The organism is Saccharothrix sp. DSM 118769 (assembly GCF_052936295.1).
Window position 1 is genome coordinate 3415667 of record NZ_CP193627.1, and the last position, 26899, is coordinate 3442565.

Annotated in this window: 25 protein-coding genes; 15 read left to right on the forward strand and 10 right to left on the reverse strand. The window is 74.9% G+C overall.

Annotation, left to right across the window (positions count from 1 at the left end):
• Nucleotides 1-135: 135 nt before the first annotated feature.
• Both ACRAKJ_RS15180 and ACRAKJ_RS15185 read left to right on the forward strand, forming a co-directional pair.
• Nucleotides 136-2529, forward strand: a complete 2394-nt coding sequence (locus tag ACRAKJ_RS15180; protein ID WP_447008996.1) for an ATP-binding protein — start codon at nucleotides 136-138, stop codon at nucleotides 2527-2529.
• 238 nt (nucleotides 2530-2767) lie between these two features.
• Nucleotides 2768-3646, forward strand: coding sequence for a TIM barrel protein (locus ACRAKJ_RS15185; RefSeq protein ID WP_438924364.1), 879 nt, complete (start codon nucleotides 2768-2770; stop codon nucleotides 3644-3646).
• Here ACRAKJ_RS15185 and ACRAKJ_RS15190 read toward each other — a convergent pair.
• Nucleotides 3604-3954 (reverse strand): STAS domain-containing protein, encoded by a 351-nt coding sequence (locus ACRAKJ_RS15190; protein ID WP_438924365.1) that lies wholly within the window; start codon nucleotides 3952-3954, stop codon nucleotides 3604-3606. The two genes, ACRAKJ_RS15185 and ACRAKJ_RS15190, sit on opposite strands and share 43 nt — an antisense overlap.
• A gap of 350 nt (nucleotides 3955-4304) precedes the next feature.
• Here ACRAKJ_RS15190 and ACRAKJ_RS15195 point away from each other — a divergent pair, with 350 nt between their 5' ends.
• The 4 genes from ACRAKJ_RS15195 to ACRAKJ_RS15210 all read left to right on the forward strand — a co-directional run bounded on the left by ACRAKJ_RS15195 (nucleotide 4305) and on the right by ACRAKJ_RS15210 (nucleotide 9443).
• On the forward strand, nucleotides 4305-6353 hold the full coding sequence (locus ACRAKJ_RS15195; RefSeq protein ID WP_438924366.1) for an NACHT domain-containing protein: 2049 nt from the start codon (nucleotides 4305-4307) through the stop codon (nucleotides 6351-6353).
• 134 nt (nucleotides 6354-6487) lie between these two features.
• Nucleotides 6488-7732 carry an extracellular solute-binding protein gene (locus ACRAKJ_RS15200; RefSeq protein ID WP_438924367.1) on the forward strand — a complete coding sequence of 415 codons (1245 nt, stop codon included), beginning with the start codon at nucleotides 6488-6490 and terminating at the stop codon, nucleotides 7730-7732.
• Nucleotides 7729-8622 (forward strand): ABC transporter permease subunit, encoded by an 894-nt coding sequence (locus ACRAKJ_RS15205; protein ID WP_438924368.1) that lies wholly within the window; start codon nucleotides 7729-7731, stop codon nucleotides 8620-8622. Before ACRAKJ_RS15200 ends, ACRAKJ_RS15205 begins: the two co-directional genes overlap by 4 nt.
• Entirely contained in the window at nucleotides 8622-9443 is an 822-nt protein-coding gene (locus ACRAKJ_RS15210) for an ABC transporter permease subunit (RefSeq protein WP_438924369.1), read from the forward strand. The genes ACRAKJ_RS15205 and ACRAKJ_RS15210 overlap by 1 nt, the downstream gene beginning before the upstream one ends.
• A 115-nt stretch (nucleotides 9444-9558) precedes the next feature.
• Here the strand turns inward: ACRAKJ_RS15210 and ACRAKJ_RS15215 are convergent, their stop codons facing one another.
• On the reverse strand, nucleotides 9559-10116 hold the full coding sequence (locus tag ACRAKJ_RS15215; RefSeq protein WP_438924370.1) for a VOC family protein: 558 nt from the start codon (nucleotides 10114-10116) through the stop codon (nucleotides 9559-9561).
• Nucleotides 10117-10281: 165 nt separating this feature from the next.
• Here ACRAKJ_RS15215 and ACRAKJ_RS15220 point away from each other — a divergent pair, with 165 nt between their 5' ends.
• Complete coding sequence (locus ACRAKJ_RS15220; RefSeq protein ID WP_438924371.1) at nucleotides 10282-10728, forward strand: universal stress protein; 447 nt, start codon at nucleotides 10282-10284, stop codon at nucleotides 10726-10728.
• Between the two features lie 36 nt (nucleotides 10729-10764).
• Here the strand turns inward: ACRAKJ_RS15220 and ACRAKJ_RS15225 are convergent, their stop codons facing one another.
• On the reverse strand, nucleotides 10765-11226 hold the full coding sequence (locus tag ACRAKJ_RS15225) for a MarR family transcriptional regulator (RefSeq protein ID WP_438924372.1): 462 nt from the start codon (nucleotides 11224-11226) through the stop codon (nucleotides 10765-10767).
• Nucleotides 11227-11377: 151 nt separating this feature from the next.
• Between ACRAKJ_RS15225 and ACRAKJ_RS15230 the strand changes: the two genes are divergently transcribed.
• Nucleotides 11378-11848 carry a cupin domain-containing protein gene (locus tag ACRAKJ_RS15230; RefSeq protein WP_438924373.1) on the forward strand — a complete coding sequence of 157 codons (471 nt, stop codon included), beginning with the start codon at nucleotides 11378-11380 and terminating at the stop codon, nucleotides 11846-11848.
• A gap of 96 nt (nucleotides 11849-11944) precedes the next feature.
• On the opposite strand, the gene ACRAKJ_RS15235 is transcribed toward ACRAKJ_RS15230, so the two are convergent.
• The 7 genes from ACRAKJ_RS15235 to ACRAKJ_RS15265 form a co-directional block, all read right to left on the reverse strand.
• Nucleotides 11945-12484 (reverse strand): hypothetical protein, encoded by a 540-nt coding sequence (locus ACRAKJ_RS15235; RefSeq protein WP_438924374.1) that lies wholly within the window; start codon nucleotides 12482-12484, stop codon nucleotides 11945-11947.
• Between the two features lie 147 nt (nucleotides 12485-12631).
• On the reverse strand, nucleotides 12632-13786 hold the full coding sequence (locus tag ACRAKJ_RS15240; protein WP_438924375.1) for an LLM class flavin-dependent oxidoreductase: 1155 nt from the start codon (nucleotides 13784-13786) through the stop codon (nucleotides 12632-12634).
• A gap of 15 nt (nucleotides 13787-13801) precedes the next feature.
• Nucleotides 13802-14350, reverse strand: coding sequence for an NADPH-dependent FMN reductase (ssuE, locus tag ACRAKJ_RS15245; protein WP_438924376.1), 549 nt, complete (start codon nucleotides 14348-14350; stop codon nucleotides 13802-13804).
• Nucleotides 14351-14364: 14 nt separating this feature from the next.
• Nucleotides 14365-15597 carry an SfnB family sulfur acquisition oxidoreductase gene (locus ACRAKJ_RS15250; protein ID WP_438924377.1) on the reverse strand — a complete coding sequence of 411 codons (1233 nt, stop codon included), beginning with the start codon at nucleotides 15595-15597 and terminating at the stop codon, nucleotides 14365-14367.
• Nucleotides 15598-15640: 43 nt separating this feature from the next.
• Complete coding sequence (locus tag ACRAKJ_RS15255) at nucleotides 15641-16867, reverse strand: acyl-CoA dehydrogenase family protein (protein ID WP_438924378.1); 1227 nt, start codon at nucleotides 16865-16867, stop codon at nucleotides 15641-15643.
• Entirely contained in the window at nucleotides 16864-18012 is a 1149-nt protein-coding gene (gene sfnG, locus ACRAKJ_RS15260) for a dimethylsulfone monooxygenase SfnG (RefSeq protein ID WP_438924379.1), read from the reverse strand. Before sfnG ends, ACRAKJ_RS15255 begins: the two co-directional genes overlap by 4 nt.
• Nucleotides 18013-18300: 288 nt before the next feature.
• A complete protein-coding gene (locus ACRAKJ_RS15265) occupies nucleotides 18301-19218 on the reverse strand; it encodes a TauD/TfdA family dioxygenase (RefSeq protein ID WP_438924380.1) in 918 nt (305 codons plus the stop codon).
• Between the two features lie 375 nt (nucleotides 19219-19593).
• Between ACRAKJ_RS15265 and ACRAKJ_RS15270 the strand changes: the two genes are divergently transcribed.
• From ACRAKJ_RS15270 to ACRAKJ_RS15300, 7 genes are read left to right on the forward strand one after another with little or no spacing between them, the layout of a single operon-like run.
• Nucleotides 19594-20601 carry an ABC transporter substrate-binding protein gene (locus ACRAKJ_RS15270; protein WP_438924381.1) on the forward strand — a complete coding sequence of 336 codons (1008 nt, stop codon included), beginning with the start codon at nucleotides 19594-19596 and terminating at the stop codon, nucleotides 20599-20601.
• Nucleotides 20598-21419, forward strand: a complete 822-nt coding sequence (locus tag ACRAKJ_RS15275; RefSeq protein ID WP_438924382.1) for an ATP-binding cassette domain-containing protein — start codon at nucleotides 20598-20600, stop codon at nucleotides 21417-21419. Before ACRAKJ_RS15270 ends, ACRAKJ_RS15275 begins: the two co-directional genes overlap by 4 nt.
• A complete protein-coding gene (locus ACRAKJ_RS15280; protein ID WP_438924383.1) occupies nucleotides 21416-22270 on the forward strand; it encodes an ABC transporter permease subunit in 855 nt (284 codons plus the stop codon). Before ACRAKJ_RS15275 ends, ACRAKJ_RS15280 begins: the two co-directional genes overlap by 4 nt.
• 25 nt (nucleotides 22271-22295) lie before the next feature.
• A complete protein-coding gene (locus ACRAKJ_RS15285) occupies nucleotides 22296-23864 on the forward strand; it encodes an FAD-binding protein (RefSeq protein ID WP_438924384.1) in 1569 nt (522 codons plus the stop codon).
• Complete coding sequence (locus ACRAKJ_RS15290; RefSeq protein ID WP_438924385.1) at nucleotides 23861-24214, forward strand: 4Fe-4S dicluster domain-containing protein; 354 nt, start codon at nucleotides 23861-23863, stop codon at nucleotides 24212-24214. The genes ACRAKJ_RS15285 and ACRAKJ_RS15290 overlap by 4 nt, the downstream gene beginning before the upstream one ends.
• Nucleotides 24211-25404, forward strand: coding sequence for an ROK family protein (locus ACRAKJ_RS15295; RefSeq protein ID WP_438924386.1), 1194 nt, complete (start codon nucleotides 24211-24213; stop codon nucleotides 25402-25404). The genes ACRAKJ_RS15290 and ACRAKJ_RS15295 overlap by 4 nt, the downstream gene beginning before the upstream one ends.
• A 1-nt stretch (nucleotide 25405) precedes the next feature.
• Entirely contained in the window at nucleotides 25406-26764 is a 1359-nt protein-coding gene (locus ACRAKJ_RS15300) for an LLM class flavin-dependent oxidoreductase (protein ID WP_447008997.1), read from the forward strand.
• Nucleotides 26765-26899 lie beyond the last annotated feature (135 nt).

The following is a 26899-nucleotide window of genomic DNA, read 5'->3' on the forward strand; positions in this document are numbered from 1 at the left end:
GGCCCCGGACGGCCGGAACCCGGACGGCGAAGTGAGACGACGGCTGGTCGGCGCAGCGTGCGGCGGTAGGTTGGGCCCCGTGTCCGGGCCGTCCGGGGATCGGCCCGCCCGGCCGAACGGGGAGGCGCGCGGGGGATGACCGATGCCGGGCGCACGGCGATCACCCGGCTCGTCGGCGGGTTGAAGCGGTTGCGCCGCGAGGCCGGCGAGCCCTCGCTCAACCGGCTGGCGGCGCTGACCGCCGGGCTGCCGCACCCGCTGCCCCGCTCCACGATCAGCGACAAGCTCAACGCCCGGTCGTTGCCGGAGTGGGAGTTCGTCGCCGCGTTCGTGACGGCCTGCGCCGCGCACGCCGAGCGCTCCGGCGCGCCGCTGCCGCCGGACGCGGTCGACCTGGACCGGTGGGCCGCCCGGCACCTGGCGATGCTGCGCGCGGTCGACGGGGCGCGGGCGGCGGGGCGGCTGGTGGCGTCCGCGCGGGCCGACGTCGACCGGCACCCCGCCGTCGTGCCGAGGCAGCTGCCCGCGCCGCCGCGCCACTTCGCCGGGCGGGAGGCCGAGCTGGCGGCGCTGGACCGGCTCGCGGACGAGGCCGCCGACACCGCCGCGGTGTGCGCGATCGGCGGGACGGCGGGCATCGGCAAGACCGCGCTCGCCGTGCACTGGGCCCGGCTGGCGGCGGACCGGTTCCCGGACGGGCACCTCTACGTCAACCTGCGCGGCTACGGCCCGGGCGCGCCCCTGTCACCGGCCGAGGCGGTGCGCGGTTTCCTGGACGCCCTCGCGGTGCCGCCGCCGGAGGTCCCGACGACCCCCGACGGGCAGACCGGCCTGTACCGCAGCCTGCTCGCCGGCAAGCGGGTGCTGGTGCTGCTGGACAACGCGCGCGACGCCGAGCAGGTCCGGCCGCTGCTGCCCGGCTCGCCCGGCTGCCTGGCCCTGGTGACCAGCCGCGACCGGCTGGCCGGCCTGATCGCGGTGGAGGACGCCCACCCGCTGCGCCTGGACCCGTTGACCCCGCCCGAGGCGCGCACCGTCCTCGCGGACCGCGTCGGCGCGCACCGCGTCCTGGCCGAGCCGGCCGCGGCGGACCGGATCGCCACCGCCTGCGCCGGGCTGCCCTTGGTGCTCGCCGTGGTCGCCGCGCGGGCCGCGACCCACCCGGACTTCCCGCTGGCCGCGCTGGCCGACGAACTGGCCGGGGCGCGGGGCCTCGACGCGTTCGCCGGCGGTGACCGGGCGGTCGACGTGCGGACGGTGTTCTCCTGGTCCTACCGCGGTCTCCCGCCCGCCGCCGCCCGGCTGTTCCGGCTGCTGGCCCTGCACCCCGGACCGGACGTCGGCACCGCCGCCGCGGCGAGCCTGGCCGGGGTGGACGTCCGCGAGGCGCGCCGGCTGCTGCGGGACCTGGCCGACGCGCACCTGCTGAACGAGCACCTGCCCGGCCGGTTCACCCGCCACGACCTGCTCCGCGCCTACGCCGGGGAGCTGACCGGGGAGGAGGACCGCGCCGAGGACCGGCGGGCCGCCGTGCACCGGGTGCTCGACCACTACCTGCGCACCGCGGACCGGGCCGCCCACCTGCTCGACCCGCACCGGGTGCCGGCCGAACCGCCCGCACCGGCGGTCGGCGCGGCCCCCGAGGAGCCCGCCGACACCGCGCGGGCGCTGGCCTGGTTCACCGCCGAGCACCGGGTGCTGCTGGCCGTCACCGCCCAGCGGGACCCCGGTTTCGACGCGCACGTGCACGGGTTGGCCCGGACGCTGTCGACCTACCTTTACCGCGCCGGGTACTGGCACGACTGGGTGTTCGCGGAGCAGGCCGCGCTGCGGGCCGCCCGGCGCGCCGGTGACCTCGCGGGCCAGGCCGCCGCCCACCGCGGCCTGGCCCGCGCCCACCTGAGGCTGGACCGCGAGCAGGCGGCGCTGGCCCAGCTGCGGCTGGCGCTGGAGCGGTACGCGGACCTGGACGACCGGGTCGGCGCGGCGCACACCCAGCTCAACCTCGCGGAGGTCCACGACCGGTTCGGCCGGTACCCGTTGGTGCTGCGGCACGCCGGGCTCGCCCTGGAGGGCTACCGGGCCGCCGGGCACCCGGCCGGGCAGGCCAAGGCCCTCAACAGCATCGGCTGGAGCCTCAGCCGCCTGGGACGGCACCGGGAGGCGGTCGAGCACTGCCGCGGGGCCCTGGACATCCAGCTGGGCCTGGGCGACCGGGACGGCGCGGCCGACACGCTGGACAGCCTCGGCCACGCCCACCACCGGCTGCGCGACCACGACCGGGCCCGCGACTGCTACCGGCGGGCGGCGGAGGTGTTCCGGGAGACCGGCAACCGCCCGGAGGAGGGGATCACGCTCGACCACCTCGGTGACGTGGAGGCGGACGCCGGCGACCTCGACGCGGCCCGGGACGCCTGGCACCGCGCGGCGCGGCTGCTCGACCGGGTCGACCCGGCCGGGCGGGTGGACGCCGTCCGCGCCAAGCTGGACCGGCTGGACCGGGAGTCGGCCACCGGCCGGCGCGACTGACCTCCCGGGGATCGTCGGCCCGGCGGGTCGACGCAGCGGGTCACCAGTGCCTCGGCGGTGGCCTGCGACGTCGTGCCCCGCTACGGCACCGCTCGTCCTGCCACCGCCCGGGACGAGCGGGATTCGGGCTCTCGGCCGGTGTCGGTCCGGAGGGGGTGTGGGCCCACCCGGTTACAGTCGGCGCAGGGCGTGATGGGCACTGCCGCGCAGCGCCCCTGCGGTTGGAGGTGGCGCCTCGGTGAGCGGGTGGCGGTTCGCGGTGAGCACGCTCGGGGCTCCCGGTGTGCCGGTGCGGGACACGGCGCGGGTGGCGGTCGGGCACGGGTGCCACGGGCTGGAGGTCCGCGCGCACCCGGACGAGGAGGTCCACCCGGGGATGCCGCCCGCGCGTGCGGCGGAGGTGCGCGGGCAGGTCGCCGACGCCGGCCTGGAGATCGCCTGCCTCGCCGGGTACCCGCGGGTGTGCCGGCCGGGGCCGGACGGACCGGTGGTGGACGAGCTGCGCGCGTTGGTGGAGCTGGCCGTCCTGGTGGGTGCCCCCTCGGTCCGGGTGTTCCCGGGCGGCGGCAACGGCGGTGGCGGTGACGGGCGGGCGGTGGAGCGGATCGCCGCGGTGCTGCCCGACCTGCGCGCCGCCGGGGTGCGGTTGCTGGTGGAGACGCACGACTCGCACGCGACGGGCGAGGCGGCGGTGCGGCTGGTGGAGCCGTTCGGCGAGCCGGAGCGGGTTTCCGTGCTGTGGGACGCGGTGCACCCGTGGCGGGCGGGCGAGCCGCCGGCCCGCACCTCCGGCGCACTGGGGGAGTACCTGGGGTACTTCCAGGTGAAGGACGTGGCCGCCGACTCGCCGACCCCGGTGCCGCCGGGTGAGGGCGCGGTGCCGCTGGAGGAGTGCGGGCGGCTGCTGGCCGGCTGGTCGGGCTGGGTGTCGCTGGAGTGGGAACGCGCCTGGTACCCCGACCTCGCCCCGCTGCCGGTGCCGCTGCGCGCCGCCGCCGACTGGTACGACCGGTGGCGGCCGGGGCCGCTCGGGTCCTCCGGCGAGCGGCGACGACCGCCCACCGGCCCGCCGGGTCAGCCCGCCTGCCGTTCCCCGAGGTCCTCGGGCACCAGGTAGTCGTACGTGCCGGTGCGCTGCAACAGGCGGTCCAGCCAGGCCGGTCTGTTGTCCAGGACCAGCGCCGTCGCGGCCCCCTCGGCGGTCCGGCGCGCGTCGAGCAGCACGCTCAGCCCGAACGAGTCGCAGAACGTCAGCGCCGCGCAGTCCACGTGCAGGCGCGCCGGGCGGTGGCCGGCGAGCAGGTCGGCCACCGCGTCGCGCAGCAGGTCGCCGTTGTCGTAGGTGAGATCACCCGACGCCACCACGCGGGCGGTCGTGCCGTCGACGAGCGCGGTGGTGCAGATCAGGTGCTGCGGTGCGGCCACGAGCCCGCCTCCTCGTTCACTTCCGAGATCATCCGGTGCTGACTACCCGGTCCGCACCCCTCGCCAATCCCGCAATGGTGCGGTGCACCACAGCCGGATGTCGCCCGGTCGTGGCCCGACACCGCCGCGGCCGCCCGCCGCGGCGGGGGACGAGCAGGACATCTTAACCGGTGGGACGGGGTGGTCGGGTGGACGAACGATCACCGCTCACCGGCCGCGCGGGTTCCCCCCTTCCGGTGAGACCTGCGTGCCGCGCCTCCGGTCGCCCCGCCGCGACCCGCCGGGCTCGCTACCCTGGTCGGCTCGACGCGGCGACCGTCGCGCGTGTCGCGGGGGGTCGCGGGGGAGCCATGACGCGCAACGACCGAACGGTCAACCGGATCAGCGGGGTCGTGCACGGCCCGGTCGTGCAGGCCGGGCACGTCACGCTCCACGCCCCCGAACCGGACGTGCTCACCCGGGCGGCCGACCGGTTGGCGCTGGCCGTCGGGGTGCAGTGGCGGCGCGAGGAGGAGCAGCGGCGGCTGCACGACCCGTTCCCGCTGCCGGTCCACTGGAACACCGCGCCCGAGGGCACCGCCGACTGCTGGGAGAACGTCCTCGGGCTCCCGCCCGGCGAGGTGGCCGAACCGCTCGTCCTGTCCGACCGGCTGGGCGGGATCGCGGACGCCCACGGGGCCACCGCGTCGCGGCGGCTCGTGGTGCTGGGCGGTGCCGGGTCGGGGAAGACCGTGCTCGCGCTGCGGTTCGTGCTCGACCTGCTCGCGCGGCGCGGGCCCGACGACCCGGTGCCGGTGGTCTTCAGCCTCGGCTCGTGGAACCCCACCGGCACGCCGCTGCGCGAGTGGCTCGTCGCCCGGCTCGTCCGCGACCACCCCGGCCTGGCCGTGCGCGGACCCGACCGGCGCACCCTCGCCGCCGGCCTCGTCGACACCGACCGCGTGCTGCCCGTGCTGGACGGGTTCGACGAGATCTCCTACGGCCTGCACCGCGCCGCGCTGGAAGCGCTCAACGGCACCTCGCTGCCGCTGCTGCTGACCAGCCGCCCCGAGGAGTACGCCGACGCGGTGGCCGCGACGGACGTCCTGACCGCCGCCGCCTGCGTCGTGCTGGCGGACCTGACGCCCGACGACCTGGCGGCGTACCTGCGGCGCGCCACCGCGACCGGCGCGTGGGAGCCCGTCCTGGCCGAGGTGCGGCGCGATCCCGGCTCGGACCTGGCGTCGGTGCTGACCACCCCGCTGATGGTCACCCTGGCCCGTGCCGCCTACAGCGACGCCCCGGACCGCGACCCGGCCGAACTCCTCGACCGCGACCGCTTCCCCGACGAGGAGGCGATCGAGGAGCACCTGCTCGACGGCTTCGTCCCCTCGGTCTACCGGGCCCCGACCCGGTGGACCCCGGACCAGGCGCGGCACCGCCTCCACCACCTCGCCCGGCAGTGCGGCGACACCCGCGACCTGGCCTGGTGGCGGATCGGCACGGCCATGGGCCGACCCGCCAGGGCGCTCGTGGTCGGGACCGCCTGCGGCGTGGGCGTGGCGCTGCTGAACGCGGTGCTGAACCTCCTCGGCTACCTCGCGCTGTCGGGCTCCGGCGTCCCGCTGCCGATCGGCCCGGCCCTGGCGGAGGCGCTGGTCAACGGCCTGGTGGTCGGCACCGGCGTCGGGATCGCCCACCTGGTCCTGGTCCGGGACGAGGGCGTGCGGCCGACGCACACGCGGATGCGGCTCGCCCGGCCGCGCGACGCGGGGGGCGGGCTGACGCGGTCGGGGACCGGGCTGCGGCTCCTGGTCGGCACCGCGGTCGGCGGCGCGTTCGGGATCGCCGGCGGTGTGGTGCTGAACCTGCTGAGGCACGTCATCTCGGGCGCGTGGACCGGCCTGGGCACCGACGTGGTCAACACGGTCGTGCTGGGGCTCGTGTTCGCCGTCGCCACGGGCTTGGCGCTCGTCGCCGTCACGGTGTTCGAGGCCCCGCTGGAGATCGCGTCGGCGGCCGGCCCCACCGACCTGCGCAACGCCGGCCGCGCGAACGTCCTCGGCAGGTCCCTGCTGTTCGGGGTCGTCTACGGCGTCGCGATCACCGCCGGGGCCTGGTCCCTCGTCCGGCTCCCCGACGGCGCGTCCGAACCGCTGTTCTTCGGCCCGGTGGCCGTCCTGCGGATGGTGCTGCTGAGCGGGCTGAGCTGCGGCCTCTGCTACTGCCTGGCCCTGACCGCGTGGGGGCAGTGGGTGCTGTTCGCGCGGACCTGCCTGCCCCTGGCCGGTCGCCTGCCGCGCTCGCTGCCCGCGTTCCTCGACGACGCCACCCGCCGGGGCGTGCTGCGCCAGGCCGGGGCGGTGCACCAGTTCCGCCACGCCCGCCTCCAGGACCGGCTGCTCCGCACCGCGCCGTGACCCCCGGGTCGTGCGACACCCGCCGTCACGCGATCGCGCCGGAGCGCAACGGCGTCCTCCTGGTGGGAGTGGTCGACAGGGCGGTACCGCGGTTCGATAATTTTCCCCGGTTCCGAGTCGGGGGAGGTGGGGAAGTGGGCGCCGAGCTGGATCGCCGGTCGTTCCTCGTGGTGGCCGGGTTGCTGGGGCTGACCGCGTGCGGGTCGAACACCGGGCGCGGGGGTTCCGCCGAGGGGACGTTGCGGCACTGGTACCACGCCTACGGCGAGGACGGCGTGCAGGACGCGGTCCGCCGGTACGCGGCCGAGTACCCGGACGCGCGGGTCGAGGTGCAGTGGAACCCCGGCGACTACGACTCCAAGATCGTCACCGCGTTGCAGAACAGCGCGGTGCCCGACGTGTTCGAGGCGCAGGTCAAGGTCGACTGGGTGCGGCAGCAGCAGGTCGTGCCCCTCGACGACCTGCTGGGCGACGCCCGGGGCGACTTCGTGCAGTCGCTGCTGGAGTCGCAGACGGTCGACGGGAAGCTCTACGGCATCCCCCAGGCCATCGACACCCAGGTCCTGTACTACCGGCCCAGCCTGCTGGCGCGGGCGGGCGTCACCCCGCCGAGGACCGTCGACGAACTGGTGGACGCCGCCGGCCGGCTCACCACCGGCGGCGTGCGCGGCCTGTTCGCCGGCAACGACGGCGGCGTCGGCGTGCTCACCGGGCCGCTGCTGTGGTCGGCCGGTCTCGACTTCCTCTCCGAGGACGGCAAGGCGCCCGGCTTCGACGACCCGCGCGCCGCCGCCGTCTTCGGCAAGCTCCGCGCGCTGCACGAGGGCGGCGGCCTGCTGCTCGGCGCGCCGACCGACTGGGCCGACCCCGGCGCGTTCGTCGACGGGCTCGCCGCCATGCAGTGGACCGGCCTGTGGAACCTGCCGAAGATCACCGAGGCGCACGGCGACGACGTCGGCGTGCTGCCGTTCCCGCGCCTGGACGCCGACGGCGCGGAGTCGGTGCCGGTGGGCGCGTTCAGCGCGATGGTGAACGCGCGCAGCGCCGACGTGGACGCGGCCAAGGCGTACGTCAAGTGGCTGTGGGTCGAGCAGACCGCCCACCAGACCGAGTTCGCCACCGCGTTCGGCGCGCACCTGCCCGCCCGGGAGAGCCTGGCCGCCCAGGCCGAGCCGCTGCGCGACGGGCCGGGCCGGGACGTCGTCGGGTTCGTCACCGACAGCGGCCGCATCGCGAGCCCCGCCCGCTGGTCGGCGCGCGCCAACACCGCGCTGTCGGACGCGGTGTCCCGGATCGCGCGCGAGGGCGCCGACCCGGCCGGCGAGCTGCGCGCGGCGCTCGACGTGGCGCGCGACGAGATCGCCCGGCAGGACCGGTGAGCGGTCGGCGCACCGGGCTCGCGTTCTGGCTGTTCGTCGGCCCGTTCGCGCTGGGGCTGCTGGTCTTCACGCTCGTGCCGATCGGGTGGAGCACCTACCTCAGCTTCTTCGACGCGCGCAACACGGTGGCGCCGACCCGGTTCGTCGGGTTCGACAACTACGCGGACGTCCTCACCGACCGGGCGTTCCTCGACAGCATCGGCACGTTCACCGCGTTCGCCGCGTTCGTCATCCCCACCACGGTGGCGGCGGCGCTCGTCCTCGCCCTGCTCGTCAACCAGGTCCGCGTCGCGCGGGCGTTCTTCCGGTCGGTGTTCTTCCTGCCCTTCGCCTGCTCCTACGTCGTCGCCTCGCTGGTGTGGAAGACGTCGCTGTTCTCCGGCGTGGACAGCGGCGTGGCGAACACCGTCCTCGGCTGGTTCGGCGGCGAGCCGCAGGCGTGGATCGGCACGGTCGACCCGCCGCTGTACTGGGTCGTCCTCGTCACCGCCCGGCTGTGGCTCCAGCTCGGCTTCTACGTGATCCTGTTCATCGCCGCGCTCCAGCGCATCCCGACCCACCTGTACGAGGCGGCGTGGACCGACGGCGCCTCACCCCGGTGGCAGACCTTCCGGCACGTCACGCTGCCCGGCCTGCGCGGCGCGCTGGCCGCCGTGCTCACCCTGAACCTGATCAACGCCTACCAGGCGTTCGACGAGTTCTACAACATCCTCGGCGACTCCCGCGGCTACCCGCCGTTCGCGCGTCCGCCGCTGGTCTACCTCTACTACACCTCGCTCGGCTCCGGCGGGCAGGACCTCGGGCGGGGGAGCGCGGGCGCGGTCGTCCTCGCCCTGGTGATCGCGCTCGCGACCCTGCTGTCCGGCCGGGTGCTGAGGAGGGCAGCCTGATGCGCCCCGTCGGGCACCACCGCACCCCGGCCGGGCGCGTGGGCACCGCCGCCCGGGGGCTGGCGCTCGTGGTCGCGTCGGTGCTGTTCCTGCTGCCGTTCGCCGTGCTGCTCCGCGAGGGCCTGTTCCACGGCGGGGTGGCCACCGGCTGGTCCACCGCCGAGGCGGTGTTCTCCGACGACGAGGTGCCGTTCGCGCGCAGCCTGCTCAACTCGACGGTGGTGGCCGTGCTCCAGACCGCCGGTCAGGTGCTGCTGTGCTCGCTCGCGGGCTACGGGCTGGCGCGCGTCCCGTACCGGCACGCGCCCGCCGTGCTGCGCGTGGTCGTGGCGACGCTGATGGTGCCGACCGCGGTCACGTTCGTGCCGGGCTTCGTGGTGGTGTCGAGCCTCGGGTGGCTGTCCGACCTGCGCGGGCTGGTGGTGCCCGGCCTGTTCAGCGCCCTGAACGTCTTCCTGTTCCGCCAGTACTTCCTGGACTTCCCGGCGGCGCTGGAGGAGGCCGGGCGACTGGACGGCCTGTCCCGGTGGGGCGTGTTCCGGCGCGTGGTCGTCCCGAACTCGACGGGGTTCCTCGCCGCCATCGCGGTCATCGACTTCATCGGCAGCTGGAACCAGTTCCTGTGGCCGCTGGTCATCGCCCAGGACTCGTCCACCTGGACCGTGCAGGTCGCCCTGTCCAGCCTGCTCACCGCCCAGAACCCGAAGATCACCCTGCTGTTCGCGGCGGCGGCGGTGTCCGTCCTGCCGATCGTGCTGGTGTTCGTCCTGCTGCAGCGCTACCTGGTCCGGGGCGTCACCGAGACCGGCCTCAACGGGTGATCCCCGGGGTGCCGGTGGGGCGCGCCCGGCCTCCCCCCGGGTGGTCGGGCGCGCCCCGGTCAGCGGGCCCCGGTCGAGGGACCCCGGTCAAGGGACCCCGGTCAGGGGATCTCGGTCAGCGGGTCGTCGCGGCGCGCGGGTCGTGCAGCGAGGTCATGGCCTCCAGCAGGCTGGCGTGGACGTACTCCAGCTCCGGTGTGGCCGCCGTCGTCCAGTCCTCGTCCCCGCCCTCGTCGACCACGTCGCCCGAGCCCCACGGCGCGGCTTCCGGGCGGTGCTGCCAGACCCACCACAGGTTGCCGAACGGGTCGAGGAAGCGGGCGAGGGTGTCGCCGAAGAACCCGGTCGGCCGGGTGACCAGGCGTGCGCCGCGCTCGGTGGCGCGCCGCACGGTCTCCTCCGCGTCGTCGACGTAGAGCAGGGTGAACGCGGGCGTGTGCGGCCAGTCGGGCTTGCGGTCGACGATGTTGATCACCGAGTCGCCGACCCGCAGTTCGGCGTGCAGGACGAGCCCGTCGCCGTCGAGCGTGCGGGCCTCGGGCACCTCGGTCGCGCCCAGCACCTCGGTGCAGAACCGGACCAGGCCCGGCGCGTCGTCGGTGATGACGAACGGGCTCAGCGTGTTCGACCCGGCGGGTCGGAGCGGACCGGAGCGGTCCGGGGCGGTTGCCATCCTGGTGTCCTCTCGTGTCGGGAGGCCCACCCTGCCGCCCATCGCGGTCAACCGCGGTCCGCGATCGGCTCCGGCGGCACCTGCGCCGCACACGACGGGACGACGGCCACTGACCCCGCCGGCCGTTCCGCGCCAAGCTGGGGGGGTGAGACCCGAGGAGGAACCATGAGCACCGCCCCGATCGTCGTCGGCATCGACGGGAGCCCTGTCAGCGAGCACGCCCTGAGGTGGGCGGCCGACGAGGCCCTCCAGCGCGGCGCGCCGCTGCACGTCGTGCACGCCTACGCCTACGAGCCGCTGGCCGACTGGACCATGGTGGCCGAGCAGGAGGCCCGCGCCCGGTCGGAGGCCCTGGTCGAGGCGGCGGTGCGCGTGGCCGCCGAGGGCCGGTCGGAGTTCCCCGAGGTCGTGCGGCACTGCGTGCGCGGGCCGGCCGCCGCGGCGCTGGAGGCGCTGTCCCTCGGCGCGGCGATGCTGGTCGTCGCCGCCCACGGCGGCAGCCGGTTCCGCCAGGCGCTGCTCGGCAGCACCACCGCGCACTGCGTCCGGCACGCCACCGTGCCCGTCGTGGTGCTGCCCGCCGCGACCGGGGGTCCGGGGGCGACGCGGTGAAGGACCGGTCACCGGTCGTCCCGCGCCCACCGGGCGTCAGCCGAGCCGGCCGACCACCTTGGCGGCCAGCTCGACGAACCGGGCGCGCTCCTGCTCGGTCAGGCCCCGGGTCGAGGTGTCCTCCAGCTGCGTCCAGACGTCCCTGACGCGCTCCTCCAGGGCGCGGCCCCGTGCGGTCAGGGAGACCACCTTGACCCTGGCGTCCGCCTCGTCGGCGGCACGGGTCACCAGGCCCGCGTTCTCCAGCCGCCGCACCGACTTGGCGATCGTCGAGTGGTCCAGCTTCAGCGCCTCGACCAGCTGCTTCTGCGACCGGCCGCCCTTGTCCCACAGCTGCATCAGGATCAGCTCCTGGCCGGGGAACAGGCCGAGGTCGGCCAGCAGCGCGCTCGCGAGGCCGCGGTGCTGCCGCGCCAGCGCGAAGATCGAGAAGCTCACCGGGTACTGGCGCGCGAGGAGGTCCGGTTCGCCCGCGCGCGCCGGGGTGGACGCCGTCATACCGCGACGGTACGCGTTCCCGCGCGTCGGCCCTCATCCCCTTCCCCATCGGGTGCCGCGGGGGGAGAGCTGCGCCACGACAACTTGTGTGGCCGACCACCTAATGCTTTTATGTGGTCAGCCACATAAATCGACGCGCAGGAGGAACCCCATGTCCGCCGTGTTCCTGGCCCGACCCGAGCAGCAGCAGAAGCTGGAGTGGATCGGCGGCAGCACGTTCTCCGTCCTGCTCGACAGCGAGGCGACCGCGGGGCAGCTCACCCTCGGCCGGTTCGACGTGGCGCGCGGCGACGCGCCGCCCTTCCACGTGCACACCCGCGAGGACGAGGTCTTCATGCTCATCGCGGGCACCGCCCTGGTGTGGTCGGGCGAGGAGGAGGCCAGGGAGTTGGAGGAGGGCGGCGCCGTCTTCCTCCCGCGCGGCGTCCCGCACGGCTACCGGATCACCTCGGAGCGCGCTGACCTGCTGCTGATCACCACGCCCGGCGGCATCGAGGGCATGTTCCGGCACGCGGGCCGCGACCTGTCCACCCCGCGCCCGGACGACTTCGAGATCCCCGGGGCGCTGCTCTTGGAGGCCGCCGAGAAGTACGGCAACGTGGTCCTGGGACCGCCGCGCTGACCGGGTCGGCGCCCCGGTTCACCCGCCCGCGTCCCGGTTCACCCGCCCGCGTCCCGGTTCACCCGCCCGCCCCCGGTTCACCCGCCCGCCCCCGGTTCACCCGGCCGTGCGCCGGGCGGCCGTCGTGATGGCGTCGGCCACGAACGCCAGGGTCCTGGTGATGCTGTACGGGTCGCGGTCGAGGTCGTCCAGCACCCCGCGCACCCTGGTGAACGACCGGTCGCCCCAGGCCGCGGCGTCCAGGGCGGCCTGCAGCACCGGGCACACCCGCTCCGCCGCCGCGGCCATCCGGTCGGCGAGGGTGATGTGCCCGGCGTCCGGCACGGCCGCGCCGTCGGCGCGGGCCCACTCCGACGAGGCGAGCAGCACCGTGATCGCGTCCTCGCGGGTGTCGACCAGGGCGGCCAGGTCCACCCCGCCCGCCGGGGTGCGCGCCAGGCCCGGGTAGGACAGGTGCAGGTGCCCCAGCAGCAGCGCCACCAGGTCGACCAGCCCATCGGGCCCGTGCGCGTCCCCCACGGCGCGCACCCGCTCCTCGTCGTCCCGGCCGCCTTCGTGGAGCGCCGCGACGAAGTCGGCCGCCGCCCTGTCCATCGCCGCCCAGTAAACGTCGGTGCCGCGCACCGGTGCCGTCATGATCGCTCCTGCTCTCGGTGGAGATCGTCCGGGACGATCGAGTGCCCCGGGAACCTCGGGGGTCAAACCACCCGGCCGCGACGAGGAGCGTCGACACGGCACGGGTCACCCGGACGAGTGGTGGCGGAACGGCCGCCGCGGACGGCGTCAGGAGCGCCGGGCCACCCCGGCGGCGAAGGGGATGCCGGCGGGCTCGGCGCTCTCCGGCGGCGCGCTCGGGTGGTGCCACAGGCCCTTGGCGCGCAGCAGGGGCAGCACGCCCTCCCCGAACCAGTACGCCTCCTCCAGGTGCGGGTGGCCGGACAGCACGAACTCGTCGATGCCGAGCGCGTGGTACTCCTCGATCCGCTCGGCGACCTCGACGTGGCTGCCCACCAGCGCCGTGCCCGCCCCGCCGCGCACCAGGCCGACGCCCGCCCACAGGTTGGGGGACACCTCCAGGCCGTCGGTGCGCCCGCCGTGCAGGTCACGCATCCGCTGCTGGCCGACGGACGCGCTGCGCGCCAGGCCGTCCTGGACGGAGGCGATGACGTCCGGGTCGAGGGCGGCCAGCAGGCGCTCCGCCTCCGCCCACGCCTGCCGCGCCGTGTCGCGGCTGATCACGTGCAACCGGATGCCGAACCTCAGGGGCCGGGTGGCGGCGGCCCGCACCCGGGCGATCTTCTCGGCCACCTGGGCGGGCGGTTCGCCCCACGTCAGGTACACGTCGACCTGGCGGGCGGCGACGTCGATCGCGGCGGGGGAGGAGCCGCCGAAGTACACGTCGGGCACCGGGTCGGGCACCCGGGACAGGGCGGCGTCCACGACCCGCACGTGCTTGCCGTCCAGGGTGACCCGCTCGCCGCGCCACAGCGCCCGGGTCACCGTCAGGAACTCGTCGGTGCGCTCGTAGCGCTCGTCCTTGCCGAGGTGGTCGCCGTACGCGCGCTGCTCGTGGTCCTCGCCGCCGGTCACCACGTTGAGCAGCAGCCTGCCCCCGGAGTGCCGCTGGAACGTGGCCGCCATCTGCGCGGCCAGCGTGGGGGAGACCAGGCCGGGCCGGAACGCCACCAGGAACTTGAGGCGCTCCGACTCGCGCGCCACCATCGCCGTGGTCAGCCAGGCGTCCTCGCACCACGCCCCGGTGGGGGTGAGCGCGCCCTCGAAGCCCAGCTGCTCGGCCGCGCGGGCGATCTGGGCCAGGTAGGCGATGGTGGCCGGGCGGTCGCCGCCCGCCGCGGTGATGTCCGTGCCGTGGCCGCCGCCGACGAGGTAGCGGCTGTCCCCGTACGTCGGCAGGAACCAGTGGAACGTCAGGGTCATGACGACCTCTCGGGGTCAGGAGACGGGCGCGAGCGGGCGGGCGCGCACGGCGGACGAGAACGTATCCACGATCGGGTGAAGCTGGTCCGCGGCGTCCGCGTGCAGCCGGACCTCGCCGGGCAGCGCCTCGACGTGCCGGTCGAGCACGAACCAGCCGGGCACCACGTGGTGGGCGCCGAGCGCGGACAGCACCGGGCGCAGCGCGTAGTCGATCGCCAGCACGTGCGCGGTGGAACCGCCGGTGACGACCGGCAGCACGACCTTCCCGGCCAGCGCGAACTGCGGCAGCAGGTCCAGCAGGAGCTTGAGCAGCCCGCTGTAGGCGGCCTTGAACACCGGTGACGCCACGACCACCCCGTCCGCCTCGGCGATCGCCGTCACCACGGCGGCGATGGCGGGGTCGGTGGGGTCGCCGAGCTGGAGCGGTCGCGCGGGCAGGTCGCGCACCCGGACGGAGGTGACGGCGTGGCCGTCGGCGGTCAACCGGGCGGCGACGTGGTCGGCCAGCGCCGCGGTGCGCGAGGTGGCGGACGGGCTGCCGGAGAGGACGAGGATCGAGGGCATGACGGGCCTCCGGTTCAGATCAGGCCGTGCCGGGGCGGCGGCGTCCCGGTCAACGTGTGCCGGCCGATGTGCTGGACCTTCCAGCGCACCGGGTCGTGCAGGGTGTGGGTGCGGGCGTTGCGCCAGTGGCGGTGCAGGTTGAGCGGGTCCAGCGCGGACCGGGTGCCCGCCACCTCGAACAGGGCGCTGGTCACCTCGACGGCCGACCGGTCGGCGAACGCCTTCGCCACGGCCACCGCGACGGACGCGGCGGCGACCCGCTCCTCCCGCGACGGGTCCGCGGGGTCCGTCCCGGCGAGGTGCGCCGCCGCGTCGTCCACCGCCCGCCCGGCCTCGGCCAGCAGCGCCTCCGCCGCGCGCACGGAGATCTCCAGCTCGCCGAACCGCTGCGCGGTCAGCACGTCCTCGTCGGCCCGGTCGACGCCGCTCTCGAACCACGGCCGGCTCTTCGTGCGGACGAAGTCCACCGCCTCGGTCAGCGCGCCGCGCGCGATGCCCGCGTCGATGGCGGCGTGCAGGACCTGCGCCTGCGCGCCGTACAGCTGGGGGCCGGTGAACGTCAGGTGGTGCGGCACGACCCGGTCGGCGGGCACCCGCACGCCGTCGAGCCGCACCGACCCGCTGGCCGTGGTGCGCTGGCCCATGCCGTCCCAGTCGTCGACGACGGTCAGTCCCGGCGCGTCGGCCGGCACGTACGCGACCACGGCCCGGTCCTCCGCGTCCTTCGCCAGCACCGGTACCCAGTGCGCGAACAACGCGCCCGTCGCGTAGTGCTTGAGCCCGTCGAGCACGAACCCGCCGTCGGGGTGGGGCAGCAGCCGCGTGCGGTGGTCCTGCACGTGCTTGGTGCCGGCCTCGGACTGGGCGTTGCCGAACCGCTTGCCCGCCAGCACCTCGGTGAAGAAGAACGCGCGCTGCGCGGGCGTGCCCTGGTGCCGCAGCGCGTTGACGTACACGACGTGGCTCTGCGGGATCTGCGCGATGTTCGGGTCGGCGGTCGCGAGCCGCCGGAACACCTCGGTGACGACGGCGGTGCCGACGTCCGCGCCGCCGTGCTCGCGCGGCACGGTGATGCCGAGCAGGCCGCTCGCCGACAGCTCGGCCAGCTCCCCGGCGGGCAGCAGCCGCCGGGCGTCGCGTTCCGCGGCCCCCTCGGCGAACCGGGCGGCCAGCCGGTCGGCGACCTCCAGGGCCTCGGCCCCGTCACCGATGACGGCCGCGCGGGGTGCCTCGACCAGTCCGGTCACGGCGTCCTCCAGTGTGGTGACGGGGGCCGGGCCCCGGGATCGGTCAGGTGTACCAGGTGGGCTCGGGCACTTCCCCGAGCAGCGCGTACCGCCCGACCTCGACCCGCTTGTACGCCACCGGGTCGTGCAGGCTGTGCGTGCGGATGTTGCGCCAGAAGATGTCCAGGCCGACCGAGTTCGCGCTCGCCCGCGCGCCGGTCACCTCGAACACCCTCGTGCCGATCTCCAACCCGGCGTCGACGGCGCGCAGCTTGGCCGCCGCGACGAGCACCGCGGCCTCGCCGCGCTCCTCCGGCGACACGGTGTCGGCGTGGGCGTTGATCCGCTCGATCGCCGCCGCCGCGCGCTCGGCCAGGGCCTCGGCGGCCCACAGCTTGGACTGGAGGTCGCCGTAGGCGTCGAGGACGTAGAACTCCTCGGCGGCGGACTCCTTGTTGTCCCCGCCGTAGGGCCACGGCCGGGTCTTCTCCCGGGTGTAGGCGGTCGCGGTGCTCAGCGCGCCGCGGGCGATGCCGAGGTAGAAGTTGGTGAACACCAACTGGATCAGCGGCACGTTGAGCGTGTTGTAGACCCGCGGCCGGAACTCCTTGTCCACGTACCCCGCGGCGTCCGACCAGGGGACGCGCACACCCCGGATCTCGACGCTGCCGCTCTCGGTGAGCCGCTGGCCGAGGTTGTCCCAGTCGTCGTTGAAGACGATCCCCTCCTGCGCGGACGGCACGATCGCGAAGACGTGCTTGTCCGTCCCGGCGAGGACGCCCTCCAGCACGGTGACGTCGGAGACCTTGCCGCCGGTGGAGAACGACTTGCGGCCGGTGAACACCAGCTCGTCGCCGTCCTCGGTGATGGTGAGGTCGTTGTCCCTCGGGTTGACCGCGCCGCCGTAGAACCAGCGCTCGCGCGTCGCCCGCTCCTCCACGGCCGCGACCTGCTCGGGCGTGCCGACCAGCCGCGCGGCCCACGCCCACAGGTAGTGGTAGCCGATGAGCTGGCCGATGGAGCCGTCGCCGCTCGCCACCTCGCGGATCACCCGGTAGGCGGTGGTCCAGCCCTGCCCGCCGCCGCCGTGCTCGACCGGGCCGAGCAGCGTCACCAGCCCGGCGGCCTTGAGCAGGGCGACCTCCGCGTGCGGGGTCTTGCCCGCGCGGTCGCGCTCGACGGCGTCGGACGCCAGGACCGCGGCGACCTCGGCCGCGCGGGCGACCCACTCCTCGGAGGTGGTCGGGGTCGGCTTCCCGGCCCAGTCGGTGCTGTTCTCGGTGTCGGTCATCGTTCCACTCCCACGGGTTCCGGGGTGCCGGCGCCGGTGGCCAGGTCGGCCTCCAGCTCGCGCACGATCGGCAGGACGCGGCGGCCGAAGTACTCGACCTCCTCCAGGTAGTGCAGGAAACCGAGCAGCAGCAGGTCCACGCCCCGCCGCTTGTACTCGACGATCCGGTGGGCGACCTGCTCCGGCGTGCCGATGAGCTTGCTGCGGAACCCGTCGTTGTACTGCACGAGGTCCTCGAAGCCCGAGTCCGCCCACATGCCCTTCTTGTCCGGGGCGGAGCCGCCCGCCTGCCGGACCGCGTCGCGGAAGCCGTGCACGGCCTCGACGTTCGCCTTCGCCACGATCTCGCGCAGCGTGTCGCGCGCCTCCGCCTCGGTGTCGCGGGCGATGAGGAACGCGTTGAGCCCGAACCGGACCCTGCGCCCGTGCTGCGCCGCGGTGGCGTTCACCTCGCCGATCTGCTCGCTGATCCCGTCGAAGTCCTTGCCGTTGCTGAAGTACCAGTCGGAGACGCGGCCCGCCATCGCCCGCGCCGCGGTGGAGTTGCCGCCCTGGAAGATCTCCGGGTGCGGCCGGTCCGGCGCGGAGAGCGGCTTGGGCTTGAGGTCGTAGCCGCGCAACCGGTAGAAGTCGCCCGCGAAGCGGGCGTCGTCCTCCGTCCAGCTCTTGCGCAGCACGCGGATGAACTCCTCCGAGCGCCGGTAGCGCTCGTCGTGCTCCAGCCAGGGTTCGCCCAGGGCGGTGAACTCGCCCTTGAACCACCCGCTGACCACGTTGACGGCGGCGCGGCCGTTCGACAGGTGGTCGGCGGTGGCGATCAGCTTGGCCAGCACCGCGGGGTGCCACAGGCCGGGGTGCACGGCGGCGATCACCTTGAGCCGCCGGGTGGCGAGCAGCAGCGCGAGGCTGAAGCTCGTGGACTCCTGCTGGTAGGCGGCGCCGTAGCTGGCCATGTACCGCACCTGGGACAGGGCGTACTCGAACCCGTTGTCCTCGGCGAGCACCGCCAGTTCGCGGTTGTAGTCGTAGCTCCAGTCGGTGCGCTGCTCGATGTCGCTGGTGACGAGACCGCCGCTGACGTTCGGCACCCAGTAGGCGAACTTCAGCGGCTCGTGGCCGGCTTCCGCGCTGCTTGCTGAGGACACGGTGAAGACTCCCGTCGTGGGAAGGAGGGGGGCGGCTGGACCGGGAACCCGATCAGCGCGGACAGCCCTGCCCGGCGATGCGGGCGAAGTCCACGTGCCGCCGCCGGGTCAGGTCCCGGCGATCGGTCGTCACGGCGAGCGCACCGGGCACGGCCACCCCCTTTCCCGAGGCCCACCCCATCGGACCGGGTCGCCGGAGCGCTGTCAACGACGTCGTGCGGGCTCCCACCATCCGGTCGCGGTGGCGCGGGTCGCGCTCGTCGGTCATCGGGTGCGCCGGTGACGTGGTCAGAGCGCGGAGAAGTGGGTCGGGTCGCCGACCAGCGTCGTGCTCGCGACGCCGTCCACGCTGACCGGGACGTCACCCGCCAGGGTGATCCGGTGCAGGCACCGGCGCGCGTCGTCGTAGTCGGCGACGCCGTAGTGCTGGGTGGCCCGGTTGTCCCAGACCGCCACGTCGCCGTCCGCCCACTGCCAGCGCACCGTGTTCTCCAACCGGGTCACCCGGTCCTGGAGCAGCCGGAACACCGCCTGCGACTCCGCGGTGGTCAACCCGACGATCCGCGTGGCGAAGTGGCCGAGCAGCAGCGCCCGCTCACCGGTCTCCGGGTGCACCCGGACCAGCGGGTGCTCGGTCTCGTGGCGCTGCGACCGGAACTCCTCGCGGTAGGTCTCCTCCTTGACGTCCACCCCGCCGACGCGGGCGGGGTCGACGTGCCCGGCGTAGTCGTGGAGGTTGGTGTGCACCGCCCACAGCCGGTCCGCCAACGCCTTCAGCGCGGGCGGCAGGTCCTCGTAGGCGCGTGCGGTGTTCGCCCACACCGTGCTGCCGCCGTAGGGCGGGAGCTCGACGGCGCGCAGGACGCTGATCGCCGGCACCCGGTCCACGAACGTGACGTCGGTGTGCCAGCTGTTGGCCTTGCCCTGCTCGGAGTCGATCGGCAGCACGTTGGCGTGCTCGCGACCCCTGACCGTGGGGTGCGCCAGGGTCGGCTCGCCGAGCAGCCGGGCGAACGCGAGCTGGCCCGCGTCGTCGAGGTGGTGCTGGTCGCGGAAGAACACCACCTTGTTCGCCAGCAGGGCCTCCCGGACGGTGGCGACGACGTGCTCGGGCAGGTCGCCGCCGAGCCGGACGCCGTCGACCCGCGCGCCGACGTCCGCGCCCAGTTTGTGAACGGTGGTGGTGCCGGAGAGCTGTGCGGTCATCGTCGGTCGTCCTCTCGCGGGGAAGCGGTTCCGGTCCCACCCTGGGCAGCGCCGGCCCGGCCGCACAACAGTGCGCGGCCGGAAAATAAGTCTTCCCAGCACGCGGACGCGATTGACACCGGGAACGGCCCGGAACTCGACGGCGACTTTTTTTGCAGTGCGGAAGAAAGTGTTCGCTGTCCAGTCCCGCGAGACCTCCGCCCCATGATGTGGGACGGTGTCCGAGGCCGTTGACCGGGGCGGACACGGGTGTGACGCTCGCTCCGTGAGTCAAGCCCGCTGAACCCGTCCTCACATTCCCTCCGGGTCCGACATGCCCGATCCCTCGGGCATCGATATTTCGGCCTGCCCATTTTTTCCAGCAAAGGACTCGCCGTGACCACCACGCGACGGAACTTCCTCGGCCTCACCTTCCTCGGCCTGACGGCGGCCGCGGTCGGCTGCTCCACCGCCGACGGCGCGGGCGGCGCCGGCACGAAGGTGCTCCGCTACCAGGGCTGGGCCGGCGACGTGTCGCTGCCCGAGCTGGCCGCCGACCTCGGCTACCTCGGCGACGTGCGGCTGGAGTGGGTCGGCAACACCACCAGCGGCCCGCAGGACATCCAGTCCGCCGCCACCGGCCAGGTCGACTTCGGCGGCGCCTTCAACGGCGCGGTGGTCAAGCTCAAGGCCGCGGGCGCGCCCATCAGGTCGGTGATCGGCTACTACGGCGCGGACGAGGCCGCCTACAGCGGCTTCTACGTCCCCGAGGACAGCCCGATCACAACGGCCCGCGACCTGGTCGGCAAGAAGGTCGGCATGAACACCCTCGGCGCGCACCACGAGGCCATGCTCGGCATCTACCTCAAGCGCAACGGCGTGTCCCCGGAGGAGGCCAAGGGCGTCGAGCCGATCGCGGTGCCGCCGGTGAACATCGAGCAGTCCCTGCGCCAGGGGCAGCTCGACGTCGGCGTGCTCGGCGGCATCCTGCGCGACAAGGCGCTGGAGAAGGGCGGCCTCCGCAAGCTGTTCTCCGACTTCGACCTGCTCGGCGCGTTCACCGCGGGCACGTACGTGTTCACCGAGAAGTTCATCGCGCAGAACCCGGAGACCGTCCGCACCTTCGTCACCGGCGTGGCCCGCGCCATCGAGTGGAGCCGCACGACGCCGCGCGACGAGGTGGTGGCGCGCAAGGTCGCCGTCCTCACCGGGCGCGGCCGCAACGAGGACCCGGCCGCCCTCGGGTACTGGCGGTCCACCGGCGTCGCCCACGAGGGCGGCCGGATCGTGGACGAGGAGCTGGCCATCTGGGTCGACTGGCTCGCCGAGCGCGGTGAGATCACCAAGGACCAGGTGACGCTCTCCGCCCTCTACACCAACGAGTTCAACGGGCTCGCCGCGTGAGCGCCCGCATCAGCTTCCGCGGCGTCACCAAGCGGTTCCCGGTCAAGGACCCGGCGACCGGGCAGCGGACCGCGTTCACCGCCGTGCAGGACATCGACCTCGACGTGCGGCCCGGCGAGTTCCTGGTCCTCGTCGGCCCCAGCGGCTGCGGCAAGTCCACCCTGCTCGACCTGCTCGGCGGGCTGACCGAGCCGAGCGAGGGCGAGGTCCTGCTCGACGGCCGGCCCATCACCGGCCCCGGCCTCGACCGCGGCGTCGTCTTCCAGCAGTACGCGCTGCTGCCGTGGCGCACCGCGCAGGGCAACGTCGAGTTCGGCCTGGAGGCGGCCGGGGTGCCGCGCCGGCAGCGCGCGGCGCGGGCCCGCGAGTTCCTCGACCTGGTGGGGCTCGGCGGTTTCGAGGACCGGCACCCGCACCAGCTGTCCGGCGGGATGCGGCAGCGGGTCGCGATCGCCCGCAGCCTCGCCTACGACCCGACCGTGCTGCTGATGGACGAGCCGTTCGCCGCGCTCGACGCGCAGACCCGCGAGTCGCTCCAGGACGAGCTGCTGCGCATCTGGCGGCGCACCGGCAAGACCGTCGTGTTCATCACGCACGCCATCGACGAGGCCGTGTACCTCGGCCGGCGGGTCGCCGTGCTGACCTCGCGGCCCGGCCGCGTCAAGGAGGTCGTCCCGATCGACCTGGGCGACCGCACCGGGCAGGACGACCCGCGCTCCAGCGTCGAGTTCGCCCGCTACCGGCACCGGATCTGGGACCTGCTGCACGACGAGGTGTCCCGGGCACAGCAACAGGAGAAGGAGGTGGCGGTGCGATGACCGCGATCCTGGAGGCACGACCGGCGGCGGGGCGGGACCCGGCGACCGACCGGCGACCGCGGCGCGTCCCGACCGCGCGGAGGGTCGCCCGGGCGCTGCTCACGGCGTCCGGCAAGGTGGCGGCCATCGCGCTGCTGCTGGCGACCTGGGAGGCCGCGCCCCGGCTCGGCCTGGTGGACGCCACCTTCCTGCCGCCGTTCTCCACCGTGCTCGGCGCGTGGTGGGACCTCGTCCTCAACGGGCAGCTGCTGGACAACACGCGCGCCAGCCTCGCCCGGTCGCTGTCCGGCTTCGGCCTCGCGGTGGCGGTCGCCGTCCCGCTCGGCCTGGTCATCGGCTGGTACAAACCGGTGGCGAACCTGCTCGGGCCGCTGCTGGAGGTCTTCCGCAACACCGCCGCGCTCGCGCTGCTGCCGGTGTTCGTGCTGCTGCTCGGCATCGGCGAGACGTCGAAGATCGCCATCGTCTTCTACGCCTGCACCTGGCCGGTCCTGCTCAACACCATCAGCGCGGTGCGCGGCGTCGACCCGACCCTGCTGCGGCTGGCCAGGTCCGTCGACCTGTCGGGGTTCCGGCTGTTCCAGAAGGTCATCCTGCCCGCCGCCGTGCCGACCGTGTTCACCGGCGTGCGGCTGGCGGGCGCGGTGTCGATCCTCGTGCTGGTGGCCGCCGAGATGGTGGGCGCCAAGGCCGGCCTCGGCTACCTGATCAACGCCTCGCAGTTCAACTTCGCCATTCCCCAGATGTACGCGGGCATCATCACGATCTCCGCCATCGGCGTCGTGTTCAACCAGCTCCTGGTCGCCCTGGAACGCAGGTTCACGTCCTGGCGCGTCCCCGTCGGGGCCTGAGCCCCCTGCCCGGAAGGAGACTCCCGTGACGCTCGAACTGACCACCGACGTGCTGGTCGTGGGCGGCGGCCCGGCCGCCACCTGGGCCGCGTTGAAGGCCGTCGAGGAGGGTGCGTCGGTGGTGCTGGCCGACAAGGGCCACTGCGGCACCAGCGGCGCGACCGCGTCCGGCGGCACCGGCGTGTGGTACGTGCCGCCGGAGCCGGCGGCCCGCGAGGCGGCCATGGCGAGCCGCGAGGCGCTGGGCGGCTACCTGGCCGACCGGCGCTGGATGGCCAGGGTGCTCGACGAGACCTACGAACGGGTGAACGAACTGGCCGAGGTCGGCCGCTACCCGTTCCCGGTCGGCCCGGACGGGCGGCAGCTGCGCACCGGCCTCCAGGGGCCGGAGTACATGCGCCGCCAACGGGTCCGGGTGCGCCGCGCGGGCGTCACCGTCCTCGACCACAGCCCGGTCACCGAGCTGCTCACCGCCGACGACGGCGCGGTGGCCGCCGCGCGGGGCCACCAGCGGCAGGCCGGCCGGTCGTTCCTGGTCCGCTCGGGCGCGGTGGTCCTCGCCACCGGCGGCTGCGCGTTCCTGAGCAAGGCGCTCGGGTGCGACGTCAACACCGGCGACGGCGCCCTGTTCGCCGCCGAGGTGGGCGCGGAGCTGTCCGGGATGGAGTTCTCCAACGCCTACGGCATCGCCCCCGCGCAGACCTCCGTCACCAAGACCGCGTTCTACGACTACGCCACGTTCCACCACGCCGACGGGCGGGTGCTCGACGGCGCGGGCAGCCAACGGGGGAGGTCGGTGATCGCGCGGACCCTGTTGTCCGAGAAGGTGTTCTGCACGCTCGACCGCGCCGACGAGGCCGCCCGCGCCGCGATGCGGCTCGCGCAGCCCAACTTCTTCCTCACCTTCGACCGGCTGGGCATCGACCCGTTCACCCAGCCGTTCGAGGTCACCCTGCTGGCCGAGGGCACGGTGCGCGGCACCGGCGGCATCCGGATCGCCGACGACGGCTGCGCCACCACCGTGCCCGGCCTCTACGCGGCGGGCGACGCGGCCACCCGCGAGCTGATCTGCGGCGGGTTCACCGGCGGCGGCAGCCACAACGCGGCGTGGGCGATCTCCTCCGGCTCCTGGGCCGGCCGCGCCGCCGCCCGGTCCGCCCGCGCGCTCGGCCCCGCCGCCACCCGCCGCCGCACGACCCCCGCGGGCGGCGCGGGACTGCGCCCCACCGGCACGACGACGTCCGTGTCCGCCGCCGAGGTGGTCGCCGCCGTGCAGGCCGAGGTGCTGCCGTACGACAAGAACTACCTGCGGCGCGGTGACGTGCTGCGGACCGCGCTGGGGGTGCTCGACGGCACCTGGGACGCGATCCGCTCGGGCCTGCGCGCCGAGGGCGCCGACGCGGTGCGCGCCCGCCGGGCCGCGGCGATGGTCGCGCACGCGAGGTGGATGTACACCTCCGCGCTCGCCCGCGGCGAGAGCCGGGGCATGGCCAAGCGGCTCGACTTCCCCGACCTCGACCCCGCCCAGCAGCACCGGATCACCTCCGGCGGCCTGGACCGGGTGTGGGCCCGACCGGAGGAGGTGGCGGTGTGATCGAACTCGTGTCCGCCGCGCGGTGCGTCGCCTGCGACAAGTGCGTCGTGGTCTGCCCCACCGACGTGTTCGACCGAGGACCGGACGGGGTGCCGGTGGTCAGCAGGCAGCAGGACTGCCAGACCTGCTTCCAGTGCGAGGCGAACTGCCCGACCGACGCGCTGTTCGTCGCCCCGCACACGCACCCGCTGCCCGCGGGGTCGCCCGAGCACGACGAGGAGCACCTGCGGCGGACCGGCCTGCTCGGCAGCTACCGCCGCGACATCGGGTGGGGTCGCGGCCGCACACCGGGCGCGGCGAGGGCCATCGGGCCCGCGCTGTCGCCGTCCGGCCCGCCGCTGACCTCGTGAGCACCGCCACCACCGGGCACCGGCGCGGCCCGACCGCCTCGACGCTGCTGGGCGCGGTGCTGCGGCACGGTCCCGTCGCCCGCAGCACCATCGCCCGGCTGACCGGCCTCAGCCCCGCCGCGGTGACCCGCACCTGCGCGGCGCTCGCCGACCGGGGCCTGCTCACCGAGGTGACCTGGCCGGTGCGCGACCGGGGCATCGGCCGCCCGCACGTCCCGGTGGACATCGAGACCGGCCGGCACGTGGTGGCCGGGCTGCACGTCGCGCACGACCACTGCACGCTCGCGCTGCTCGACCTGCGCGGGCGGGTCCGGGCCCGGCTGCGCGTGCCGCACCGCGACCCGGACGACCCGGAGCGGGTGCTGACCGCCGCCGCCGACCGCCTGGTGCGGCTGCACGCCGAACGGCTGCCCGGGCACGTCCCGCTCGGCCTGGGCGTCGCCGCGGGCGGCTGGGTCGACACCGCGCGGGGCGTGCTGGTCGAGCACGCCTCCCTCGGCTGGCGCGACGTCCCCGTGCGCGACCTGCTCACCGCCCGCACCGGGCTGCCGGTGCTGGTCGACAGCCACGCCCGGGCGCTGGCGCAGGCCGAGCAGCTCTTCGGGGCCGCCGGCCGCCGGGAGTCCCTGGTCCACCTCTTCGTCGGCAACGTGGTGGACGCGGCGATCGTCACCGGCGGCACCGCCCACCGCGGGGCCCGCTCGGCGGCCGGCGACGTCGCCCACCTGGCCCTGGGCGACCCGGCGATCCGCTGCCCGTGCGGCCGTCGGGGCTGCCTGGAGGCCACCGTGTCCGACCGCGCCTGGGCGCGGCGGGCGCACCGCGCGGGCGTGGTCGACCGGCCGTCCATCGCCGACCTGGTCGCCGCCGCCGTGCGCGGTGGCGCGGCGGCCACCGCGCTGCTGGTCGAGCGCGCCAGGCTGGCCGGCCGCGCCGCCGCGCTGCTGTTCGACATCGTCAACCCGGACGTGCTCGTGGTCACCGAGCTGGGCGTGATCCACCTGCCCGAGTGCGCCGCCGCGCTGCGCGCCGAGGTGGCCGCGACGTCGCGGGCGTGCCCGTCGACCGCGGCCGTGCTGGCCAGCAGCTTCGGCGAGGACGTGCTGGGCGTGGCGGCGGGCGCCGTGCAGCTCGACGCGCTCTACGCCGACCCCCTGAACACCCGCAACCCCACCCGACCGGGAGTCTGAGTTGTCCGCACGCACGCTCCACCTCAACGCGTTCCTCATGGGCGTCGGCCACCACGAGGCGGCCTGGCGGCACCCGCGCACCGACCCGGGCGCGCTCGACGACGTGGCCCACTTCCAGCACCTGGCCCGCACCGCGGAGCGCGGCGCGTTCGACTCGGTGTTCCTCGCCGACGGCGTGCAGGTCTGGGGCGACGTCCGGCACACCGCCGCCAACCGGTTCGAGCCGATCACGCTGCTCACCGCGCTCGCCCAGGTCACCGAGCGCATCGGGCTGATCGCGACCGCGTCCACCGGGTTCAGCGAGCCCTACAACCTGGCCAGGCTGTTCTCCTCGCTCGACCACATCAGCGGCGGCCGGGCCGGGTGGAACGTGGTGACCACCGCGGGCGACCGGGCGGCGCAGAACTTCAACCGCGACGTCAACACCGAGCACGCCGAGCGCTACCGGCGCGCCGACGAGTTCCTGGAGGTCACCACCGCCCTGTGGGACTCGTGGGAGGACGACGCGCTCGTCCGGGACCAGGCGTCCGGCGTGTTCGCCGACGAGACCAAGGTGCACGAGGTCAACCACCGGGGGCGGTTCTTCTCGGTGCGCGGCCCGCTCAACGCCGTGCGCAGCCCGCAGGGCCGCCCGCTGCTGGTGCAGGCCGGGTCCAGCGAGGACGGCAGGGCGTTCGCGGCGGCGTGGGCGGAGGCCGTGTTCACCGCCCACCAGACCCACGGCGACGCGACCGCGTTCTACGGCGACCTCAAGCGCCGCGTGACGGCCGCCGGGCGGTCCGCCGACCAGGTCAAGGTGCTGCCCGGCATCGTCCCGGTGCTCGGCGGCACCGAGGCGGAGGCGCGGGCGCTGGCCGACGAGCTGGACGCCCTGATCATCCCCACCCGCGCGGTGCGGCAGCTCACCGAGCTGATCGGCGTGGACCTGACCGACCACCCCCTCGACCAGCGCCTGCCCCCGTTCCCGCCGGTCAGCCACGTCAACGGGGCCAAGAGCCGGTTCGAGCTGGTCCGCGACCTGGCCGAGCGGGAGCGGCTGACCCTGCGCCAGCTGCTGGGCCGGCTCGGCGGCGGACGGGGGCACCAGGTCGTGGTCGGCACCCCCGAGCAGGTGGCCGACCACGTCGAGCTGTGGTTCACCACCGGCGCGGCGGACGGCTTCAACGTCATGGCGCCCCTGCTGCCGTCCGGCCTGGAGGACTTCGTCGACCACGTGGTGCCCCTCCTGCGCGCCCGCGGCCTCTTCCGCACCGAGTACACCGGCCGCACGCTGCGCGAGCACTACGGCCTGCCCCGACCGGCCGGCCGCTACACCGGGGCCGCCCGGCGCGGCGGCGTCGCGGTCGCGGCACACCCCTGACGCGCCCCCGTGCGCCGGCGACCCCCACCGCGCGGTGGGGGTCGCCGCCGAACCCGACCGCCCCGGGGAGGTTCGACCGGTTTTCCGGGGGTACTCGCGGTGGGCGTCAAGCAGGCGGCGCACACCTGCGGCGAT

Excerpts from the sequence above, each read along its gene's own strand:
- ACRAKJ_RS15180 (WP_447008996.1), top strand. The coding sequence starts at position 136 with ATGACCGATGCCGGGCGCACGGCGATCACCCGGCTCGTCGGCGGGTTG.
- ACRAKJ_RS15195 (WP_438924366.1), top strand. The coding sequence starts at position 4,305 with ATGACGCGCAACGACCGAACGGTCAACCGGATCAGCGGGGTCGTGCAC.
- ACRAKJ_RS15210 (WP_438924369.1), top strand. The coding sequence starts at position 8,622 with ATGCGCCCCGTCGGGCACCACCGCACCCCGGCCGGGCGCGTGGGCACC.
- ACRAKJ_RS15215 (WP_438924370.1), bottom strand. The coding sequence starts at position 10,116 with ATGGCAACCGCCCCGGACCGCTCCGGTCCGCTCCGACCCGCCGGGTCG.
- ACRAKJ_RS15220 (WP_438924371.1), top strand. The coding sequence starts at position 10,282 with ATGAGCACCGCCCCGATCGTCGTCGGCATCGACGGGAGCCCTGTCAGC.
- ACRAKJ_RS15225 (WP_438924372.1), bottom strand. The coding sequence starts at position 11,226 with ATGACGGCGTCCACCCCGGCGCGCGCGGGCGAACCGGACCTCCTCGCG.
- ACRAKJ_RS15230 (WP_438924373.1), top strand. The coding sequence starts at position 11,378 with ATGTCCGCCGTGTTCCTGGCCCGACCCGAGCAGCAGCAGAAGCTGGAG.
- ACRAKJ_RS15235 (WP_438924374.1), bottom strand. The coding sequence starts at position 12,484 with ATGACGGCACCGGTGCGCGGCACCGACGTTTACTGGGCGGCGATGGAC.
- ACRAKJ_RS15240 (WP_438924375.1), bottom strand. The coding sequence starts at position 13,786 with ATGACCCTGACGTTCCACTGGTTCCTGCCGACGTACGGGGACAGCCGC.
- ssuE (WP_438924376.1), bottom strand. The coding sequence starts at position 14,350 with ATGCCCTCGATCCTCGTCCTCTCCGGCAGCCCGTCCGCCACCTCGCGC.
- ACRAKJ_RS15255 (WP_438924378.1), bottom strand. The coding sequence starts at position 16,867 with ATGACCGACACCGAGAACAGCACCGACTGGGCCGGGAAGCCGACCCCG.
- ACRAKJ_RS15265 (WP_438924380.1), bottom strand. The coding sequence starts at position 19,218 with ATGACCGCACAGCTCTCCGGCACCACCACCGTTCACAAACTGGGCGCG.
- ACRAKJ_RS15280 (WP_438924383.1), top strand. The coding sequence starts at position 21,416 with ATGACCGCGATCCTGGAGGCACGACCGGCGGCGGGGCGGGACCCGGCG.